General features: G+C 47.5%; 13 protein-coding genes and 1 pseudogene. 2 read left to right on the top strand and 12 right to left on the bottom strand.

The genetic code is table 11. The features are described 5' to 3' along the window. Positions 1-64 precede the first annotated feature (64 nt). Positions 65-796 carry a FadR/GntR family transcriptional regulator gene (locus tag AC0J20_RS06890; RefSeq protein ID WP_229528419.1) on the top strand — a complete coding sequence of 244 codons (732 nt, stop codon included), beginning with the start codon at positions 65-67 and terminating at the stop codon, positions 794-796. A gap of 113 nt (positions 797-909) precedes the next feature. On the opposite strand, the gene AC0J20_RS06895 is transcribed toward AC0J20_RS06890, so the two are convergent. Next, complete coding sequence (locus AC0J20_RS06895; protein ID WP_473021138.1) at positions 910-3855, bottom strand: TonB-dependent receptor; 2946 nt, start codon at positions 3853-3855, stop codon at positions 910-912. A 441-nt stretch (positions 3856-4296) separates the two neighbouring features. Then, on the bottom strand, positions 4297-5148 hold the full coding sequence (locus AC0J20_RS06900) for a diguanylate cyclase (protein WP_473021139.1): 852 nt from the start codon (positions 5146-5148) through the stop codon (positions 4297-4299). Positions 5149-5425: 277 nt separating this feature from the next. Here AC0J20_RS06900 and AC0J20_RS06905 point away from each other — a divergent pair, with 277 nt between their 5' ends. Continuing rightward, a complete protein-coding gene (locus tag AC0J20_RS06905; protein ID WP_473021140.1) occupies positions 5426-6481 on the top strand; it encodes a polysaccharide lyase family 7 protein in 1056 nt (351 codons plus the stop codon). Positions 6482-7130: 649 nt separating this feature from the next. Here AC0J20_RS06905 and AC0J20_RS06910 read toward each other — a convergent pair. The 10 genes and pseudogenes from AC0J20_RS06910 to AC0J20_RS06955 form a co-directional block, all read right to left on the bottom strand. Then, the gene (locus tag AC0J20_RS06910) at positions 7131-10151 is read right to left on the bottom strand and encodes a TonB-dependent receptor (protein ID WP_473021141.1); all 3021 of its coding nucleotides are present in this window, start codon (positions 10149-10151) and stop codon (positions 7131-7133) included. A gap of 87 nt (positions 10152-10238) precedes the next feature. Beyond that, positions 10239-12950, bottom strand: coding sequence for a poly(beta-D-mannuronate) lyase (locus AC0J20_RS06915; RefSeq protein ID WP_473021175.1), 2712 nt, complete (start codon positions 12948-12950; stop codon positions 10239-10241). A gap of 361 nt (positions 12951-13311) precedes the next feature. Continuing rightward, positions 13312-14292, bottom strand: a complete 981-nt coding sequence (locus AC0J20_RS06920; RefSeq protein WP_473021142.1) for a polysaccharide lyase family 7 protein — start codon at positions 14290-14292, stop codon at positions 13312-13314. A gap of 215 nt (positions 14293-14507) precedes the next feature. Further along, positions 14508-14606 (bottom strand): annotated as a pseudogene (locus tag AC0J20_RS06925) (class 1 fructose-bisphosphatase); the annotation flags it as partial. Between the two features lie 11 nt (positions 14607-14617). Beyond that, a complete protein-coding gene (gene fbaA / locus AC0J20_RS06930; RefSeq protein WP_473021143.1) occupies positions 14618-15709 on the bottom strand; it encodes a class II fructose-bisphosphate aldolase in 1092 nt (363 codons plus the stop codon). 13 nt (positions 15710-15722) lie between these two features. Further along, positions 15723-16340, bottom strand: coding sequence for a bifunctional 4-hydroxy-2-oxoglutarate aldolase/2-dehydro-3-deoxy-phosphogluconate aldolase (gene eda / locus AC0J20_RS06935; protein WP_473021144.1), 618 nt, complete (start codon positions 16338-16340; stop codon positions 15723-15725). Between the two features lie 83 nt (positions 16341-16423). Beyond that, positions 16424-17353 carry a sugar kinase gene (locus tag AC0J20_RS06940; RefSeq protein ID WP_229528411.1) on the bottom strand — a complete coding sequence of 310 codons (930 nt, stop codon included), beginning with the start codon at positions 17351-17353 and terminating at the stop codon, positions 16424-16426. A gap of 4 nt (positions 17354-17357) precedes the next feature. Beyond that, positions 17358-18659, bottom strand: a complete 1302-nt coding sequence (locus AC0J20_RS06945) for an MFS transporter (protein WP_473021145.1) — start codon at positions 18657-18659, stop codon at positions 17358-17360. Between the two features lie 4 nt (positions 18660-18663). Then, positions 18664-19008 (bottom strand): cupin domain-containing protein, encoded by a 345-nt coding sequence (locus tag AC0J20_RS06950; RefSeq protein WP_229528409.1) that lies wholly within the window; start codon positions 19006-19008, stop codon positions 18664-18666. A 5-nt stretch (positions 19009-19013) separates the two neighbouring features. Continuing rightward, entirely contained in the window at positions 19014-21248 is a 2235-nt protein-coding gene (locus AC0J20_RS06955; RefSeq protein ID WP_473021146.1) for an alginate lyase family protein, read from the bottom strand. Positions 21249-21260 lie beyond the last annotated feature (12 nt).

The following is a 21260-nucleotide window of genomic DNA, read 5'->3' on the forward strand; positions in this document are numbered from 1 at the left end:
TGGCCAAAGTGAATATTGTCGCTAAATGGTTAATTATTACCAATAAAGAAAAGAGATCTCTCAAATGAAAAGTCGTCGTCGCTTCTGGACAGTGGTTGATAAACTCGAATCGTTAATAGAGCAAGGTGAATACGCCGCTGGCAGTCGCTTACCCGCTGAACGGGAGTTAGCAGAAGCATTTGACGTCAGCCGCCCCACCATTAGGGAGGCGATTATAGCTCTTGAAGTGCGCGGTAAGGTAGAAGTTAAAACCGGCTCCGGCGTGTTTGTTACCGATGCGGATGAGTCTGACAAACTATTAAAAGAGATCAGCGCTTTTGAACTAACCCAGGCCAGAGCCCTGGTTGAGGCAGAAGCGGCTGCACTGGCGGCAGCCACAATATCAGAAGAAGAGTTAAATCGCCTTGCGCAGGCACTGGAAGACATGAAAGTCATGGAGACGGCAGAAGAAGCCGATATGCGTTTTCACGAAATAATTTCCAAAGCCACCCGCAATAGCGCGTTGTTACTGTCGGTTAGAAATTTATGGGAGTTGAGACGCACCCGGCCACAAATTATTGCCGCTTATCAGGATGTTTGTTCGCAAGGTATTGAACAACGACTTAAAGAACATACCGCCATCTATGAAGCGATTGCTAAACGCGACTCATCCGCAGCCAGAAAGGCCATGCACGATCATTTTAATCGTCTTATTAACGCGTTATTTGATGCCAGCGAGAAAAAAGCGCTGGAAGAAATTCGCAGAAAAACCAGCGAAACCCGCGGCCTGTATTCAATATCTCATTTATCTCAATAGCCTCGTCCATGCGGCGCTCTGAGTAATGGGCGCCGTTTCTTCAGTTCCCCCATTTCAGGCAAAAAAATAGCAAGCCCAGGGCTTGCTATTTTAACAGTGCTGACAGCGGTTGATTAAAAGCGATAGCTGGCACCGAAGGTAATGCGTCGGTCAGTTAAGCCTTGATAACACAACAGCGCCCCTTCATTTATGCAGTATTGTTCAACGTCAGACTTGGTCAGGTTAACCGCTTCCACTCCGATGTTAAGGTTCTCATTAACGTCATAGCTGATACTGGCATTTAACTGGCCGCGATCATCCTGAACCACCGGAAAGCCCCATGGAAAACTGCTGGTACTGCCGAAGTCAATTGAGCGGTACGCCTCACGCCAGGTATATCTGGCCCGCGCTGACAACCCGTATTTCTCATAGTAAACAGTCAGGTTATAGGCGTTTTCAGACAGATCAATAAGTGACTGCAATGCCGTTACTTCTATATCCTCAACCCCGGTAGTGGCGGCGAATACCGCATTTGCCCGACTCGTTCCTGTATCAAACGACTCACCACCAGAGAATTCTTGCTTGGTATAGTTCGCAATAACACCAAAGCCTGACGCCCACCCCAACTCACTTTCAAATTCTGACAAGTCGTACTGAACGGCCACCTCGATACCTTTTTGTGTGGTTTCGCCTGAGTCATTGATAGTGGTGGATGTCGGAACACAAACACCAACTCCTACGTTAGGGCCAAACACATTGATGTCAGCGATTGGATTAAAGATACCGCCCTGCTCACAGTCAGGTCCTGTGGTATCGCGATACCCTGTGGTGGGATCTTCGTAAGGGTCAGTTTGCTGCATAACGTGCAATGCACTACGGGTTTTGTGGAAGTAACCAATGCTCACCACGCTGGCTGGTGCAAAATACCATTCAGCAGAAATATCAAACGAAGTAACTTCTTCAGGCTCCAGCCCGGGATTTCCAATTGATACCGGAGGGTTAGGGCTGGTACTGAAGGTTACAGAAGTAGACAGATCGTCAAAATCAGGACGACGAATATCTTTTGACCAGCCAGTGCGCACCAAAACATCATCCGTAACATTCGCCACGATATTCAGTCTGGGTAACACAAAACTGTAGTCACCTTTAGACGTCACCTGCTCCACAATTTGATTGCCATTGGCATCCTGGGTAATGGAGTTACCCACGGATTTCACCTCCGTCTCAACATAACGCAAACCCACATTACCTCTGAAAATACCGGCTTCAAAGTTTGCCTGAGCAAACAGCGCATTAGTTTCTTCTTCTATATCAAAAAAGCCACTGACAGCTGATGTAGGTGAATCAATAGGACGGCTTCCACCATGAGCGGTAATCGCGGCATTGAGGGTGGCCAGCACGCCATCGGGGTCAGACGCAACAAGTTCCGGGTTAATGAGCAAATAATCCCGTACAAACAAATCCCGACCATCGGCATCGCCAAAGTTGGTGGGGCCCGGAGTGAGAAGTTCTGCAAACAAATCACCAGAAGGACTGTCGGCCATACTTCTCAAACCCAGATTGGAGCGCACCTGATCACGCAAACTGGTAGATTTGTTGAAACGGTAGCCAAAATCAACAGAGCTGATATATTCGAAATCCAGTGCGTAATTAACATCCACTCTGAACGCATCTTCACCGTTCTCGGCCACATCACGGCCCACACTGACATCGCGTAAAACGACGTTTGCCGGGTCAAGTAGTTGCGCTGCCGTAGGTGAATTTGCCTCATCAAAGGCGATACCAAATGCCAGTGCACCATCGAGGTCGTAGGCAAAGGGCGTTCCGTTTTCATTGGAAGAGTTTATTTCGGCATTGGGGTTAATAAAATTTAAAGTGGTATTAATGCTGGGGGTTGTTGAATCTGAATTGGACGTTGATGCCTCCACACTGACGCTAATGTTATCGCCATTCCAGTCACCGCCTAAACGGAAGATTTTACTTTTGGTGATACGGGAATTGGTATCACTGGAAAAGCGCAGATTGGGATCCGCACCGCCTTCCTCAACAGGAATAACCCCTTGCAATGCCGCCTGAATACTCCCCAGTTCAACACCATCCAGACTGCCAAAGTTCACGGTTTCAAAAGCACTGGGCACTGAGACGTTTCTCAAATCACTTACGCCCGAAGCCTGCACTCTGGAGCTCTCTTCACGGCGCTCTTGATCATTGATCACCGCATCAAAATAAAACTTGAGATTATTGTCTAATTCCCATTCTAACGTACCGGAAAAATTCTTAGTCTCGTACTCGTAGTTGTCATAGTCCTGATTTAAAAACTGAATAGGCAGAAAATCAAAGGCCTGAGCACTCGCTACGCCACTGTCAGCAAGCACAACATTGTCACGATCCACTCTGGGACGAAAAGCAGATACGTCCTGTTCTGTATAACTGCCACTCAATACGATACCAAAACGTCCATTGTCCAGGTCCCAGTTGTCACCGTAAGATCCTGAGATACGCGGGGTCATGCCATCGGTAGAGAGACTGCTGTCTTCGGCCTGCACACGCACTGACGCCAGGGTGTCATCCAATTGTAACGGGCGAATGGTTCGCAGATTTATAGTACCACCCACAGACCCTTCGATGGTTTTAGCCTCGGGGGCCTTTGTGACTTCAACAGCGGAAATGATTGCCGCCGACACATCTTCGAAATTAATACCACTGCGGCCAGAACCGGAACCTACTGTGGAAACCCCATTAATCTCAGTTCTGTTAGCATTGGTGCCCCGAATTTGTACTCCGGTTCCTACCCCCGCTTCCCGGGTAATCTGAATCCCCGTCACATTCTCCAAAACTTCCGCCAGGTTTTGATCCGGCAATTTACCAATATCGACAGCCTGTATCACTTCAACGAGATTATAGGCTGAACGTTTTTCAGCCAAGGCGTTGGTCAGAGATCCCCGAATGCCAGATACCTGAATAACTTCGACATTGTCGGCTTCGTCGGTGCTTTCTTCCTGAGCCAATACCGGGTTTAGCGTATTCAGCGCGGTTACAGAGAGCACCGCCAGAGTGATTTTGGATAGATTAGGTCTCATCTTGGTTTCCATAGTTAGTTGTGTGTTTAACGAAACATTTGCAAATCACCAATTGGCCTTTACAAAAGCTTCACATATTTTTTACAACACAAAACACTTTTGGTCAACCCCTTGGTTCACCATTTAACTTACCATAAACATTTACCAAGAACATAAAAGCACTTACAAATTGGTATGTTTTCATTGTGTTTTTACAAGAAATAACGCCATTTCAGGATTTTCAGAAAACGGACTCCACGGCTGGAATCTGGCTGTGTACCCAAGATTTTTTGATTAAAATTCAAGGCGTTAAAAAGGGAAGTGAGAAACAGGGTTAGCCGTGGCGATGGTGTTCAGAGATGGCGAGTTGCGGGTAAATTCCGAAGCAGTTATCCGTTGTCAGAACAGGGGAGAATCCCCGTCCTGGACAACCAATATTTTTTTAGAAGCAGATAGCATTATTTATAATTTTGCTATATCCAACCACAATTCAGGGCGACCAACAGGTGTGTCGGGATGCATATCAGGATTGGCGATTCGCATTACAACACGATGGCTAAAATGACTTTCTTCGACGGCGGATTTAATCATAGGGTTGGCAAAAAACAAGCTGTCGAAGCTACCGTCGGTGATGGCCTGCTCCAGCCCGTTCAATATGCTTGCATGCAATTGAACACTGTCTTTGCGCAGATAAAAATACATGGCGTAGGGATAAATCAGTAACAGATTTTTCTCCACCTGCAACCCCAGTTCCGGGCGAGATTTAACCTCAGACCAGGGTTCATGCGCCGCCCGAGGAAAATAATCAAATCTTCCGCCATCCAGCATGTGGAATAGATTCTGATATTTAACACTGGTTTCCACCTTCAACCCCGCTTCTTTCAAGACCCGCGTCGATCCCCAGAAGTGCCCCATGCCCGCGGTAAACTGACTAAGACTGGATAAACTGGTCACCGAGTCGAAACGAGCCTGATCACCTTGACGAATAATAAATATCCGGTGGCCTAAAAGCCCCTTTAACAAGGGGATACGTACCGCGTTAAGCTTGTCATCGAGCACTTTAGAAGAGCCCGCCCACATCAGATCTATAAGGCCTGCATCGGTTTCTTCCACCAACCGCCCCACCGGAATCTCGGTGTCCAACTGAGCTAAATTCAGCGTATTACCAGACTTGCGCAGTGCCAGCTCAAGAATAGATAGAATCAATTCTTCCTTTTCACCTACTACCTTGTTCACTTTTATCGTATCAGCCCACGCTGCAGCTTCAGTGACACTGTAAAACAACAATAAAAAAAGCAATATTCCGGGTTTCATTTCTTCCTCCTAACCTGTCAGCATGTAACAGCAAGAACGCTGCAATGGATATAATTTGAGAGTGCCTGTCTGGTTGCCATTTAACAGATACCAATAAACTTATATACCAACAGGATAACCAAAATCAACATCTAGTTAACATTTAATTATTACCAATATTGATTATTGGTTAACTATTGTTTAACATTTAGTTAGATTTAGGACCCGAAGTATTTGTCCCGGGATTGTGTCTATGCTGAAAATATCCGTTAAGATTAAAGATAACAGGAGTTAAACGATGGCTTTAAAACGACAGGCTACAATACTTTCTCTGAGTTTGTGGGCGACAACAGGTTTACCTGAAGCGCTGGCGACTTCCCTTCCCGCTGACCAATTCGATCTGAGCCACTGGAAGATCACTTTACCTATGGACGGCGACAATAGTGGCAAAGTTGATGAGGTTGATGTTGCAGAGATTCAGGCCTATAGCCACAGCGACTATTTCTTTGTCGATCAACAAGGTAATTTAACCTTTCAGGCTCCGAATAAAGCAGCCACCACCGCCACCTCCACCAATACCCGAAGTGAGCTGAGACAAATGCTGCGAGGGACAAACAAAAAAATTAAAACCAAAGCTCCGGGGAATAACTTCGCTCTCAAGGCACACCCAAATAACGAATCTTTTGGTGCTACCGGCGGTATTATGCAGGCCACACTGAAAGTCAATCATGTGGCGGTCAATGCAAGACACCCCGAAAAATACCCCGCGTACTCTGTTGTTATAGGTCAGATCCACGCCGGAAAAGACAACCACTTAATCAAGCAAAACCAGGGCTTTGGCTGGGGTAACGAGCCTCTAAAAATTTATTATAAAAAGTGGCCTGAGCATAATACCGGCTCAGTTTTCTGGACCTATGAGCGCAACCTCCCCAAGCAGGACCCCCATCGTATCGACGTTGCCTACCCTGTTTGGGGTTTTACCTGGGAGAATCAACAAGATCCCGGTGACACTGGTATAGCGTTGGGAGAGAGTTTTAGCTATGAGGTCCATGTTTCCGGCAATGTAATGCATTTGAACTTTACAGCTGATGGCCATCAACCCGTGGAATACCAGATAGATCTGTCCAACAACATTGATGCCTTGGGCATACCTGATACCAGAGATCACCCGCAGGGATACGCGGGTGACTGGCACTACTTCAAAGCCGGAGCTTACAATCAATGCAGCGTTAAGGATCAACCAGGGTTCTGGTATGCAGGGTGTGCCGGTACCGGGGACTGGGAAGTTGATAAACAAAATGGTGACTATGTAAGTGTTAGCTTTTCGCAGTTAAAACTACTACCAGCCAACTAACGTTGGCCTGCCCCTCCTAATAAGAACGCCAGATTCTGCCTGAACTGGCGTTTAGTTTTAGCGCTGCTCACAGTGGCAGGCCGTTCCCAATTCGTCAGCAGATTAGCCTGGTGAGTTTTTTTGACGTTTTTCCATAGTAATTAATTATCTCCTCCGCAAACTCAGTAATGCGGATTCGAACAAATCCACCTTTCTCATAGCGATGAACACCAACTGCATTGATTTCGAAGACAACTCGGCTGAACTCAATGGTTTCAGCGTTCCTGGACAAAATGAAAAAGCCTCCCCCCCCTGGCGGTGTACAAAGCACTCAGCTTTACATCCCCCGGAGTGACACAACACGCCCGATGTTCATCGTGCGAATAAAGAATGATAAATTCAGGGGTATCACTGTGCCCCTGTTCGACACGACCAGCCTGCAACCAACTGAGCTTCGTTGCCCACTCCGGCATGCACCTTTCGATTTAAAGATTGGCCGTTATTCGCAGACATCTCACTCAAAATAAAACGCAGCAATAGTCAAAATAAATCAGTATTAATATAGGTGTATTGGTTAAATTAAATTTAGAGCTAAGATGGCGGTTCTGGCCAGAGGAGAGATAGAGTGAAGAGCGCTCACTGTACTGGTGAGCGCTATTTAGGTTAACGATTAATATTTGAAGCTGATACCCGCGAACAAGCGAGGACCGTAGTCGTTTACTTCACCCAGGTTATCCTGCACATAAAAATCCTGAGATTTAGGTGCACTGAACAGGTTGATAGCTTCGACCTTTACGCGAATGTTCTTATTGATTTTATAGGAAGCTCTTGCCTCCCAAACGCCCACTTCATCCACATAACGCAAACGTGTTCCGTTGCTGGTGTAAGGCTGAAAATACTCGCTTCGATACTTGTAAATTAATGCCGTATCCAGATCGCCAATCTGATAATACAATTGCCCACTGAAGACGTGCTCAGAGAAGCCTGGCACAGACCCCGCTGGCACAATACCAGCAGTTAATTGCGTGCTATTACCATTCACATCGGTGATAAAAGTATTGCCATAATTGCTGTCTTCAAACTCAAAGTCAGTATCGGCGTAGTTGTAGCCAAATTTAACCCCTACCCCATTGTCCCAACGATAGGCAATAGAGGCTTCGATACCAAACAAATCACTTTCATCTTCATTGGTGACGGAATTAGTGACAGGCAGGATCACTTCCTGGCCATCCACAATAAAGGATTCCAGTTCTGTACGCTGCTGGAAACCGCCCTGGAATTGCTTGTAGTAGACACTCAATGCAAAGATCGAGTCTTCGTTTGGATAATATTCCACAGCCAAATCGTAGTTCCATGACATCAGCGGCTGTGTATTGGGATTACCAGAGCCATTGGCGCCCACAAACAGATCTGACAGCGTAGTGGGGGCTACGTCATCGTCCGTCTGGAAGGTGCGACTGTATCCCAGATCTCCTGGGTCCGCTCTGGACATACCGCGATAAATTCCCGCACGCAGCAATACTGTGTCACTATAATCCGTCACAAAGTTAAAACTGGGCAGCACTTCAAAATAATCCCCGCCACCTTCTATGCGCTCCAGTGAATCACCCGTTACCAGACTCAATACACCAAACTCATCTGAAACCACATCAAAACTGTTTCTGAAACCTATAGAAGTAACCTCAGTATCCACCAGTCTGACACCAAAGTTGCCTCGAACCACTTTGTTCCACATTTCTGTGTCATAGTTCGCCATCAGGTAGGCCGCGGTGGTTTTTTCTGTGACATCTTTGGTACCGGAGTTTTGATATTCAACACCGGGATATAAGAATTGGCCGCCATTTGAAGCAACCACAGCTTCTGAGAAACACTGATTGTTGTACGTTGCCCAGGAAGAACCTGTGCCACTGGAAACCAGATTGCCATCGCCATCAATATGGGTAATGAGATCGCCGTCTGAAACGCTGGACAGAAAATCACTTTCCGGAAATTCTATCTGACAACTCTGCAATACCTCGAGTGCCGAAATCTGCCCCGTGTCCAGGTTAAATTCATTACGTGAACCATTGCCCTGACTACCACCGTATTGCACAAATGTCAGCTCAGATAATCGCAGTCCACCCTGAATACTGGTAAAGGCTCCGCCATCCAACTCATAATTAAAGTCCAGACGTGCGCCAATCACTTCGTTATCGCGAACGTTTTCCCTATCAATCCTGGTACGCAGGCTGTCGGTGAAGTTTGCTATGTCAGTCACATCAAAATCCGTCACCGTGATGTGCGGAATATATTCCCCCATGTCCCAGGTAAAGAATGGACGATTAGCGGTTCTGCCACGGTTAGATATTTGCAGTTCTTCACGCTTAGTCTGTGAATAAGATAAATCAAATATCAGTGATAGTTTGTCGGTTGCAAAATGCTCGATATTGATACCAGCACCGCGGTAATTTTCTTCACGAGAGAACTGTTCACCCGCCGATTCGAATCGCTCCTCACCTTCCCAGTGTAAAATACCCCCCACCTGATTGGTGATCAGCGTCGGACCGGTAACCCCGGGTGTTGCTCTTTTTTGTAACCAGATCAAATCATGACGCGCTTCAGCCTGAATACGATCTGAAAATTGAGCATCAAGGTTTATTTCCCAGGCATCGGAAGGCTGATATTGCAACGCAAAAAATAACGCGTCGCGCTCATCAGAAGTTTCATTCTGACGATAACTGCGGCTGCTTCCCGTCCAGGCATAGGGTGTTCCATCGCTTAAAGCACGGCCGGTCTCCGGATCAATTTGTGTGTCATAACCCTGATTGCTACTGCCACTAACCTGATCTTCACAATCACCAGCGCTACTGCGATAGAAGCCCTCATTGGTATTATAAGGGTCGTTGAGACAGGCCCATAACGAAGACCCGGTTGGACTGGAACTGCGATATTCCGCTTCAGGCTGACTAATATCCTGACGCTGAATACCAAACGACAAACCGATCGCCTGGCCATTGTTTAATTCGAACTGATCCACGTAACTGAACGTGCCCCGGTATCCCAGGTCACTTTGCAGGGAGTTTTCAATGTTGCTCTCGTCAGGGTTGTAGTTGAGTTTTACTTCACCCTGGACCCGTTGCTTCCCAAAATCCAGAGGGCGCAAAGTCTCAAGCGATACCACACCAGCAACACCACCTTCTATCATGGAAGCGTCCTGGGTTTTGTATATCGCAACTTTTTTCACTAACTCAGAAGGAAATTGCGAGAAATTTACCGAACGGTCGCCACTGCCATTGGTCGCTTCCCGCCCATTGATGTGGGTTGCGCTTAAGAAAGGGCCCAGACCGCGAATGGTAATTTCGGTGGCTCCGCCGTTTTCACGATGCGATGCCGCACCGGTAATGGACTCCAGTGCTTCACCAATAGACAATGCCGGTAAGTCACCGATGTCTTCGGCAGACAAACCATCGACTACTGTGGTGGCTTCGCGTTTAATCGCAATCTGATCCTGAATGGTCTTGCGGGTCCCCACCACGTCAATCACTTCAACATCCGTTGCCTGCTGCTCGCTCGTTTGTTCCTGAGCCAATACCGGAAAAGTGGCGGCTCCCGCCAACGTAACCAATAAACCTTTGCGCAACCAGTTGGCAACGGGATTCAACGCAAAAGCACGTTTAGTGGAAAAAGTTTTAAATTCTGTTTGCAACGACATTACAGGTTCTCCGTGGTCAATTCGAGTGCGCCAAAGGCGTCGTGTCGTTTGTTAAAAGGTCTAATAAGGATGTTTGCTGCCATACGATTAATCATCCTGAGCCACCCATGTTGATCCTGCGCCAACCTCTGTCGCCTGGATATAGTGTAGGCCTTTCGCTCCTGCAATGGCCTGAGCGCCATCGGGGTTGGTTTCGGTCAGGGTATTGGAGGCGGTTATCAAATCAGGTGCTTCTTTGCCGTTAGCACCAGGGTCCTGGTCTACCGCACCGTCGGTGTCAAACTGTCCATTGCCATTCATATTGCGAATGTCCACCCAGTATTCATCTTCCACATCGCCAGAGGCGTAACTATCACTGAAACCAAAGTTGTTGGAGAAAAAGGACTGGTCGTGATTGATCAGATCGCAATCATATTCAAAAGTGTGGTCACTACTGCTGGCATCGAAGGGCAAAAACAAGCCTTGTGCCAGAGGATCATTGTTTAGTCCATTGGCGATAAGATTGGCATCAAAATCGATGACAAAAAAGTTTTTGGTCAATGAATACAACACCGGGCTGTTGTCGGCTGTCAGTTCGTCACAGTCGCCAACCGGCGCTCTAGAGCCAATCTCAGTACTGAAAACAATAGGTTGAATCGAGTTCAGAACCGTGTTGTTTTTCACCGATAAAGTTAAATCACCGGTGCCATCTAAAATAGCCTGGTTGCCACTATTTGGCACACCGCCGTCAGCCTGGGAAAATGGATTTGGAGTAAACACCAGTCCACCCGCTTCTTTATTGGTGGAGCGAATCCCTGCGATGTAATTGTTTTCCACTGTGTGACCCAATGGTGTGATCAGCACTCCACTGGGGCGGTCGTCGGAGCCGGCGATATCGGTGGTACGAATAATGATATTGTCGGTGACGGTGTTGAATCCACCATCTTCCAGCGAAATACCGCCGTTGGCATCAATAATTGTATTGCCGTGAATTGTGGCGCCAGACGTTTGCACCCGCATCAATCGACGCCCAGTAACAAAGTTATCAATGCGATTGTAGCGAATAGTAAAGCCGCTATTTTCAGCCGAATCAGTGCCAGTGGTGCTGCCAACATTTAGCAATAATAAACTGGAATCATCAAAATTTGGGTTGTCGCTATTGCTGAACAGATTGTACTGAATGAGGTGATCAGATCCTGCCGATGCAAGTTTTATCACCGCGCCTTTTTCCGCGTTGTTTCTGCCGGTAAAGGTATTGCGTTCAATAACAGCACCTGAACCTTTCAGCATTAACCAATGATGCGTGCTTTCGTTCAGCGCTGCCTGATCCCCGGATAAGGTGTTTTGGCTGAACATAAAGTTATCCGCCTCTGAATAAATTACCGCCTGCTCTTCGGTTTCACAAAATGAACCGGCTTTGGTATCAATATCCGTAAAGGTAATGCCATTGATTCTGCTACCAGCAGCCGTTGCGGCAACATGGATACAGAGTTCACCGGAGATCACCGGCATTTGTTCTTCAACAGCCCGTAATTGCACACTACTGCTCAGTGAAATTTCATCCAAATCACTGTAAACATTGGTATTAAGTCCAACGACACTGCCATCTGCTAATCCGCCATTCACAGCGGCCAACAAACCATCTGCATCGGTTACCACCTGGCTGTATATCACCGAATCTAAATTCGCTTCGACACTATCACTAAAACCGTCATTGTCGACGTAGCTGGCACTGACCGAAATCACAGTGCCGGCCTGGTTAATCGGAGTCAGTGTATTCCCCTGAGCACCTGCTATCACTGCGCCGTCGGCCATCCAGGTATAGCTGACATTGGCATTATCGACACCATTGTTATCCGTGATAACTGCCGTTAATACCGCATCGGCAAGATAAGGTTTAGTGCCTTGAATAACAATACTGCCCGCTTCATCGACGGCAACACTAGCCACTTCAATGGTGGGTTCAGACAGGTTCTCTTCGGTAAACCCATTATCATCCACGTAGCTCACCAATACGGTGATCACGCTGCCGATCAACGACTCTTCAACCACATAAGTAGACTCAGTAGCACCTTCAATAGCCACATCATCGGCGTACCATTGATAGCTGATTTCACCAGAAGCACCATCAGCATCATCAATTTCAGCACTCAGCGTATTCCCCACTGTTGGCGTACCGGAAATCGTCACAGCGCCTTGCGAGTTCACTCTTGAAACCGGTCCTACAGGATCTGAAACTATCGCTTCGTCAAAACCGCGATCATCGGTATAACTTGCTGAAACCGTGATGAGAGTACCAAACTGCTCTTCCTGTAAATCTAAGGTAGACTGAACTGCATCGGCGATAGCTTCATCATCGGCATACCACTGCCAGGCTACCGTAGCGCTTTCTATTCCATTGTCATCAGACAAACTGGCATTTAGCTGCCCACCAACGACAGCCTCTCCTGTGACACTGACCAATCCCGCAAAGGGTATTGCAGCCACACCCGATGTAGCACCGCTGATATGTGATTCATTAATTCCTTCATCATCGGTATACAAAGCCTGGACCGAAATAGCGGCACCGATTTGCGCATCGGTTAACAAAAATGCACTCTGGCTGGCACCTTCAATGCGTTCTCCATCGGCATACCAAATATAAGTCACGGAACCGGAAATGCCATCTGGGTCACTGACAGTAGCGGTGAGTGTTTGCCCGGTTGTGGGAGTTCCCTGCAACGTTACCGAACCTCGGGTATTTGGATTATTATCTGATGCACCACCGCAACCAGCGAGAGCCATTGCGATGGTACAGAGCGTAAGTACTTTTCGTTTCATGATGGTTTGAATCTCCAACTTCATGATTTTACCGACCTGATTACCAATAAAAGACACAAAACCCAATTATTGGTAATAATATTAACAGAGTTTTTGTTAACCTATAGGTAAATATAAACACACTTTCACAAAATTTACCATCATTGCACAAATAAAAATAACAATTAATTTACAACATAAGTAAATGAGATATTACAAAATTACAGCAACACAGTTACCAATTTTCTAATATTGGTAATTGCAAAGTTGTGAGATGATAAAGTTTAAGGTGCGAAAGACAAGAATCCGATACGACCTTGCAAAAAGAGATAGTGCTCAACGGTTGGCATGTATAACTGCGGTCTTGCTCGGAGACTGCAGTTCAGTATCCGTATCCTGCGTGCATATTATTCAGATGATAAAAAGTCGCCTGTACATAGTCTCTGGCATCGCCGCTGTTGTTCTGATTGTAAACACCGGCTTTAAAATACATATACTGACTATTGCTGCCGTAACCGCTTTGCCTCATATCCAGAGATTTGTGAATATTTTGTTTTCCTTCCCGGATCAAGGTCACATACAACACTTCGTCCTGAACAGTGATTTTATAGCTAAACTTTTCATTGAGTCGGATGCCATCATCGGGAGCGCGCCAGTCGCTGGATCGGGACCCGAGTATCTCAACCCATAAGTCTTCCCCCCCGTTAAGCTCATGTGCGAAATACACGGCTCCCAAATCATTGTGAGGTAATTTGCGATAGTACAGACGAATGGGTTCATCATCAGTGGCGTGAATTTGTCCTATGATAACCCGTCCAACTTTTTTGGGATCACCACTCACAGAGACCCGGTTGACTGCCAACGTCGCTTCCAGGCTCCCGTCTACCGCTGCGGCGTCACGGCGTACAGAGCCATGAGCAGAGCTAAATACCCAATTGTTTTTACTGATCCCCTGAGTTTTAATCCGGGTATTGCCACGACGCAACATTTCTCTTAATTCCGTTCTGGGATAGCGGGTGTTTTTTGAGGTCCTGGCTCCTTCATTCGGGCAGGCGAAGACCATTCCACCATCAGCAGCGGTATAAAACAAAGGGTTAAGGGTAAAGCCCTCGCTCAAGGGTTGCTCGTATATCATGTCGGCCTTGCCATCTTTGTTCAGGTCGGTAGGTAACGTCAGACTCCAGTCCAGCAAATCAAAGTTTTCTGAAGGACTAACATCCGATTTCAAATGCCGCCAGTCACCCAACAGCTTGCCTTCAGGCAATTGTTGGTGAAGACCGCCATGTGACGTCTCTCCTGACACTGCCACGCTCATCGGCGCACACCACAATAGCGCAATAATCACCCACCTGAACTCGATCATAAAACCTGACTTCCCACAGAATAAACACACTGATTAAATACATTGACGGGAGCAGCTGAACCGGCAATTACAGGCTTGCGTTGACCATTTGCCATGGCTTTAGCACTGGCCCGCTCAGGCAAGAAAGCAATTGGAGGATTGGCCTGGTTAAACAAATGAATTTTACCATTCTGGTACCCTGCTCTGTCCTCTTTGGGATACATAGAGAATGTAGCCTGACTGACCCGAAAGGCAATTTCTTTGCAGGCAGCCAATATGGTGCGAATCAGCATAATTAAGTCAGAATCCACGCCATCTTGTTTCAAAACAGGGATTCAACGACGCATCAGGAATACCGGTTTAGGCAGTTGAGATCAGCAAAACACTGCGTCAATCGCTTCGCCATCTGCTGCTCAGCCTGGCGCAACCAGACCCTGGGGTCATAGTGTTTCTTATTGGGTTTATCGTCACCATCTGGGTTACCTATCTGGGATTGCAGGTAGGCGTGTTTTTCCTCATAGTAGTGCTTTACACCCTGCCAGCTGGCCCACTGGGTGTCTGTATCAATGTTCATCTTTACCACGCCGTACCTCAGAGATTCGGCAATTTTTTCCGGATCAGAGCCGCTACCCCCGTGAAAAACAAAATTAAGGCTGTTGTCTGGCAAATCAAATTTGGCAGATACATACTTTTGAGAATCCCTCAGTATTTCCGGGGTCAGTACTACATTTCCGGGTTTGTAAACGCCGTGAACATTGCCAAATGAGGCGGCGATAATGAAGTTTGGACTAATCTTACTGAGCCTTTCGTAGGCCCAGGCCACATCTTCAGGCTGTGTATAAAGTGCAGAATTGTCCAGATGGCTGTTATCCACACCATCTTCTTCTCCACCAGTGCAGCCCAACTCAATTTCCAGGGTCATTCCCATTTTCGCCATGCGGGTGAGATAGCGCTCACAAATAGCAATGTTGTCCTGCAAAGACTCTTCGGATAAGTCCAACATGTGAGAACTAAACAGTGGCTTTCCGGTAGTGGCAAAATGCGCTTCACCCGCTTCCAGTAAGCCGTCAATCCAGGGTAGTAAGGGTTTTGCTGCATGGTCAGTATGTAACATAACCGGTACCTGGTAATGATGCGCAACGCTGTGAACATAGTTTGCGGCTGCTATAGCCCCGGCAATTGCAGCCTCGTGCTTATCCAGCGGCACTGACTTGCCAATAAAAAATTGTGCACCGCCATTAGATAACTGAATAATCACCGGAGATTTTACCTCTGCAGCAGCCTCCAGGGTGGCATTAACTGATTGTGTACCCACCACATTGACCGCGGGTAGCGCATAACCATGCTGTCTGGCATGGCTGTACAGCCGGGACACTTGCTCGCCGGTTATGACACCAGGAACAATGTTTTTTTGCTTTGAACTTGTGTGGACAGCCATCTTAATTTTCCCGCTAATGCATGGCCAGGCGACAGGCATCAGTGATCGCCTGCCAGTTGCCCTGCTCCACCCAGTTTTTTGGCGAAACCCAGGTACCGCCTACCGCAAACACATTCTTCAGGGACAGGTATTGCATTCGGTTTTCAGCGTTAACACCACCTGTAGGACAAAAAGAGACAGACCGGAACACCGAAGACACGGCAGCTAAAAACTCAGGACCACCTGATAATGCCGCCGGAAAGAGTTTTTGTTCTTCAAATCCATGTTCTGCGGCTAACAAAATATCACCGGTATTTGATACGCCAGGTAAAACAGGAACAGGACATTCCTCTAGTTGACGCAATAAATTCTCGGAAACCGCTGGGGTAACAATGAAATCAGAACCCACTTCAAGCGCTTGTTGCAAAATAGCGGTATTGGTAATAGTACCAGCACCAACAACAAGGTCAGGCACCTGTTGTTTAATGGCTACCAATGCCGCGAGGGATTCTTCGGTGCGCAATACAACTTCGACTAATTTTAGTCCGGCGGCTGCCATAGCCCTGGCAATTTGTACCCCTTGCTCAGAGCTGTTGGCCTGAATAATAGGTAGCAGTTTTTGTTCTGACATCAGTTCAGAAAAGCGTGTCATGGTATCTCTCTCTAATAACGCTGGCGGCTTGGATAACTGCGCCAGTAGCGTGCAAATGTAAATCTAACAAATTGAATATTGGTTTAGCTGGCCTGACTCATAGCCTGTTGAAATGCCTCGGCTGGAGCAATAGCACCGGGAAACTGAATAACAATTCCCGCTGCTTTTGCCGCGAAACTAACGGCTTCAGATATACTCTTTCCACTGAGGCGGCTACCCAGATACACGCCGTCAAAGGCATCCCCCGCGGAGGTAGTATCTACCACGTTTTTCACCGGAGTGATAACGTGATTTAACAGGGATTCACCGTCAAACGTCAGTACCGATTGCGGACCATTTTTCACCACAATTTCTTTTAATTCATACTGTTGGCAAAACGCCATTACCTGCTGAGCGGAATTGACCTGGAAAAGCACCTCTAAATCCTCAACGCCCGGCATGGCTATATCAGCCAGTTGAAATGCGCGGTGAAAGCTTTGCGCTGCCTCCTCTGGGTTCTGCCACATAGAAGCCCGATAATTAGGATCAAACACCAGGGTAACACCTTGCGCCTTAAGCTTCTCCAGTTTGCGCCAGAACAACTCTCTGGATGGTTCCTCTATAACGCCCAGCGCGATGCCCGAAAAGAACAGCATGTCACTCTGAGCGATTTGCGCCAGTTCGGCATCATTCAGGAAATCACAGACTTTTCTGGCTGCAGAGTCTTTGCGCCAGTAACTAAAACTGCGTTCACCGGCGCTATCAGTTTCAATAAGGTATATTCCCGGGTGTTTGTCTTTAGCCTTAAACACCAGGGATGAGTCCAGTTGTTCTTGCTGAAACTGCTGCAGCATACGGTCACTGAGTTTGTCCTGCCCAACTGCGGTGACAATGCCGGTATTTATCTGATTAAAGGTACGTTTTAAGTAAACGGCACAATTGTATATATCACCGGCGAATGACTGCTTCATGGTTGTGTCATCAGTGGCACGCAACTCCACCATACACTCACCTAGTAAATAAATGGTTTTCATCGCGTTACTCTGGCTTTTTTAGCGGTTCAATTTTGGGGATTAAGAGCCAGACGGCCGCCATAGCGATGATGGCCAAAGAGGCTCCGATCACAAAGGCTGGGGTATAATTTCCGTCTGCGGTCAAAAAAGGTACCAGCGAGGTCAATCCTACCGCCCCTAACTTTGCCGCCATACCAGAAAAACCAGCTAATGTGCCTACGGATTTTTTACCTAACAGGTCGCTGGGCAACGTTTGTACGTTACCTATTGCGGTCTGAAAACCAAACAGGATTACCGCCATTATCAACACGGCAATAACCGGCTCTCCCGGGTTCGCCATCGCCAACAAAGCGGGCAACATAATTAAACAGCCGAGGGTAATGATTAGCTTTCGGGTTTTATCTGCACTCCAGCCGGCCTTCAGTCGGTTTTGTGCCAACAAGCCACCAAACCAGGCACCAAACATCGCCCCCACATAGGGTACCCATCCGTAAATACCGATGGACTGCACATCCATGCCATATACTTCATTGAGATAAATTGGAATCCAAAAAACAAACAACCACCAAATTGGATCAATCGCAGCCGAAGCAATAATCACGCCCCAGCTTTGCTTGCGGGACAATAACTCCTGGGTAGAGGGGTTATATTCATCTTCATCGGAATGCGCATCAATATCACAAACGCGTTTTTGACCTGTGAGTATGTATTCCCGCTCCTCATCGGTGATCCAGGGATGCATACCCGGTGGGGCTTTCACCAGAATCAACCAGGGTATCAGCCACAAAAAACCAACGAGGCCAACAGCAATAAACACCATTTGCCAACTGAAATAGACTGTCATGTATGCGATAAGAGGGATGGCAATGATGCCGCCAATCGCCGCGCCAGAGTTGAAAATCCCCTGCGCTAACGCCCGTTCTTTCACCGGGAACCATTCAGCGCAGCCCTTGGTGGCCCCGGGCCAGTTGCCCGCTTCTGCGACACCTAAGATGGCTCTAAAAATACTGAAGCTCAGTACCCCCTGTGCAAAGGCATGGGCGACTGTAGCTAATGACCACACCCCGATAGACAGAACAAAGCCAATGCGGGTGCCAATCCAGTCAAAAATTTTGCCGAAAATTGCCTGACCAAACGCATAAGCAAATACAAAAACAATAGAAATGTTGGCATATATCTGTTTGCGTTCCAGTGCTGATTCGTCGGGAAAGAGTTCCTCCACGATATCCGGCCATAAAACGCTTAGAGCCTGGCGGTCGATGTAGTTAATAATCGTGGCCAGTGCAATCAACACTATTACCCACCAGCGTAATCCTTGTAGTTTCATGGCTTTACTCCTCCAGGAAGTCTTCGCGGGCCGGGCTGAAGGTGTCAATCAAAATGCCCCCCGTAGGACACACGGCACCGTGCTCTACAAATGGTGGGATAAGGCAACTGTCACCGGGTTTCAGGATTTTCATTTCACCGCCAATACTAAAGTGAAACTCCCCCTCTTCCACATAGGTCACCTGCGAGTGGCGATGTTTGTGGGTGTAGCCTTCCGCCCCTTTGTCAAAGAACACCTTTACGGCCATTAGCTCTTCATTGTAGCCCAACATCTGACGTTTCAGACCGCCACCGAGATCTTCTATTTCTGTTTCGTTGCCAAATAAAAAATGGGCGCTTTGTTTTTGCATTGCGGTTACTCCTGGGGGTCTTTAATCACATAAACGGCCAAGCGCTTATCAAGTGAATAACTGTCGTTGAGATAATTAAATTGAATGGGTGTCTGGTTAAGTTTGTTCTGGTTGTTTTCCGGCATCTGATTAATAACGATCAGGTAGCTTTTGCCTGCTCTATCCAGCCGTACTAACGCCAGGTTTTCTTGTTGTTCGAATGACAGACCGGTTATTAGACTCTCAGCCTGCAAGGTATATTCTTTGGCCGGGTTGTATTCACCGTGCGGTTCCAGTACCGAAACAAACTGGTGACTGGCTTTACCTTGCACCCGACGAATAAACCCTGACTCGTTGCGAAGATTAAAATTGGGATCATTGGCACCCAGTTGCGTAAACAGAAAGGCTTCATCTCCGTTTGTCAGGCTGGTATGCGTATAAAAGCTGCCGTTATCATTTAACCAGGAAACGCTGGCCAGGCCACGCTCAGGTGTCGCCTCCCCCTTCAACCATAAATGCTGATACCCATTCTGGTTGCCCAGCGCGCGCAATTGTTGCTGATGACTATGAATGCTGAAACTGGTATCGATAAGCTGTCCCTGATAATGCAGGGGTAAATCCAGTAGTTTTGCTTCACCGGCATTGACCCTGAACACATCAATCACCAGACTGGTATCTGTGTCAGGCAACTTCACCAGAGCCATGGTCCTGGATAAATGCGCATCCGGATAGGCGTTGCCAATTTCGGCCATGGCCACAGACCCTTGCGGAGTATGTTCAAAGAAATTCAAGGTAGGGTGTGAGCGATTGCCAAGTTCAACATCTGAGTCAAAATGGCTGATTTCATTGACCACCAGCGTATTGTGAGCCACGGTTTGTTTTGCCCAGCTGTTGTTTTCCGGTAGATACCGGCCACCAAACTTGGCTTCGACATTTAGAAAACGGGCAGCGCCATAATCCGACACGATCTCCTGCCCCTGATGGTAGAACTGCCATGTCAGCTTATCAAAATGGCCATGTCCCAGACCTTGTGCTGCGGGCTTAAACACCAAAGCAGAGTTCCCACCTTGTTGTTCACGCATTACGACCAATGCCCCTTCCTCACCTTGTGCCCCGTCTCCGAATGCCACCGACCGGAAAGGGTATGGTGATTGCTTTTGTGCATCCAATGCCTGCGCTATCTTCAGTCCATCACCGGTCAACAGTATCTGATTTTGTTGCCCGGCAATATCCAGATATCCGCTGTCCTGAGTCTGGCTATACGCCACAGCAACCCCATGTACCAGTTCAATGGTGTCGATGCCTTTGCTCTTGATGGCATCGTTAATAGGGAAGAACAGCCCGTTGTAGCTGAGTTGAACGGTGGTATCGATAGCTTTTATCAATATGCCATTGCGATAGTCAAAAATGTTGCGCTGCGGTTCATTGTTTTCTATTGCCTTGGCAAACGTGATAAAGGGCAATAAAGCAAATCTCTGATAATAGGGACCTTCGTTATAATACCCGGCCGGCGAAAAAAGTTCGTCCAGTTGCCGTAAAAAGCCACCTTTACCTGATTTGTCCAAATCCAGCAGCGCCTTTTCCACCCATTCGGGTTTATTCAGGACATATCCAGCCATGCCAACACCGGCGGTTGCCCAGGTGCCATGGTTATGGACTTTGTTAAACGTAGAGGGTTGCCCTTCCGACAAAAACAAAGCGACCGGCACTAACAACTGTCGCTCAATAGTTGCGGTATCCTGTTTTGATAATCCGGAATTTACCAGGTCATAGGCCTGAATGGTGTACACCAACCACATGGCCTCGTTAAGGCTCTGCCAAAACAACTTGCCAGGATTCTGAAAACCGATTTTGCGTTTTGGGTGCAGCGCCAATGTGGGATACAACTGTGCATAAGCCAACAGCATCCGACCGACAAAATCTGCGTATTGTTGCTCCTGAGTTAGCTGAAAGAGCACCCCTGCGTTATACATTAACTGATAATTTTTCTTGTGCTGCTCGTGCGTATAGCCTCCCCCGCCATCACGGGGTACCGGCACAACGATCGGCGCTTGCATTTGCGCGTCAACCTGTAGGCGCACCGCTTGAAAGACGTCAGAAAAACGCCCAGGTTGGGTTATTGCGATACGCATCTGTTCTATGTCACTCTGGGTAATCACCAGATTAGGTGTGTCTTTGGCCACAACTGCCGTTATGGACCCCAACATAAACATCAGCAGCGCGATGCCCCTTTTGAAGTACAAATTACCTAGTAAATTCATCGTATTCTCCGG

It is taken from the genome of Planctobacterium sp. R6 (genome assembly GCF_055755215.1).

Excerpts from the sequence above, each read along its gene's own strand:
- AC0J20_RS06890 (WP_229528419.1), top strand. The coding sequence starts at position 65 with ATGAAAAGTCGTCGTCGCTTCTGGACAGTGGTTGATAAACTCGAATCG.
- AC0J20_RS06895 (WP_473021138.1), bottom strand. The coding sequence starts at position 3,855 with ATGAGACCTAATCTATCCAAAATCACTCTGGCGGTGCTCTCTGTAACC.
- AC0J20_RS06900 (WP_473021139.1), bottom strand. The coding sequence starts at position 5,148 with ATGAAACCCGGAATATTGCTTTTTTTATTGTTGTTTTACAGTGTCACT.
- AC0J20_RS06905 (WP_473021140.1), top strand. The coding sequence starts at position 5,426 with ATGGCTTTAAAACGACAGGCTACAATACTTTCTCTGAGTTTGTGGGCG.
- AC0J20_RS06910 (WP_473021141.1), bottom strand. The coding sequence starts at position 10,151 with ATGTCGTTGCAAACAGAATTTAAAACTTTTTCCACTAAACGTGCTTTT.
- AC0J20_RS06915 (WP_473021175.1), bottom strand. The coding sequence starts at position 12,950 with ATGAAACGAAAAGTACTTACGCTCTGTACCATCGCAATGGCTCTCGCT.
- AC0J20_RS06920 (WP_473021142.1), bottom strand. The coding sequence starts at position 14,292 with ATGATCGAGTTCAGGTGGGTGATTATTGCGCTATTGTGGTGTGCGCCG.
- fbaA (WP_473021143.1), bottom strand. The coding sequence starts at position 15,709 with ATGGCTGTCCACACAAGTTCAAAGCAAAAAAACATTGTTCCTGGTGTC.
- eda (WP_473021144.1), bottom strand. The coding sequence starts at position 16,340 with ATGACACGCTTTTCTGAACTGATGTCAGAACAAAAACTGCTACCTATT.
- AC0J20_RS06940 (WP_229528411.1), bottom strand. The coding sequence starts at position 17,353 with ATGAAAACCATTTATTTACTAGGTGAGTGTATGGTGGAGTTGCGTGCC.
- AC0J20_RS06945 (WP_473021145.1), bottom strand. The coding sequence starts at position 18,659 with ATGAAACTACAAGGATTACGCTGGTGGGTAATAGTGTTGATTGCACTG.
- AC0J20_RS06950 (WP_229528409.1), bottom strand. The coding sequence starts at position 19,008 with ATGCAAAAACAAAGCGCCCATTTTTTATTTGGCAACGAAACAGAAATA.
- AC0J20_RS06955 (WP_473021146.1), bottom strand. The coding sequence starts at position 21,248 with ATGAATTTACTAGGTAATTTGTACTTCAAAAGGGGCATCGCGCTGCTG.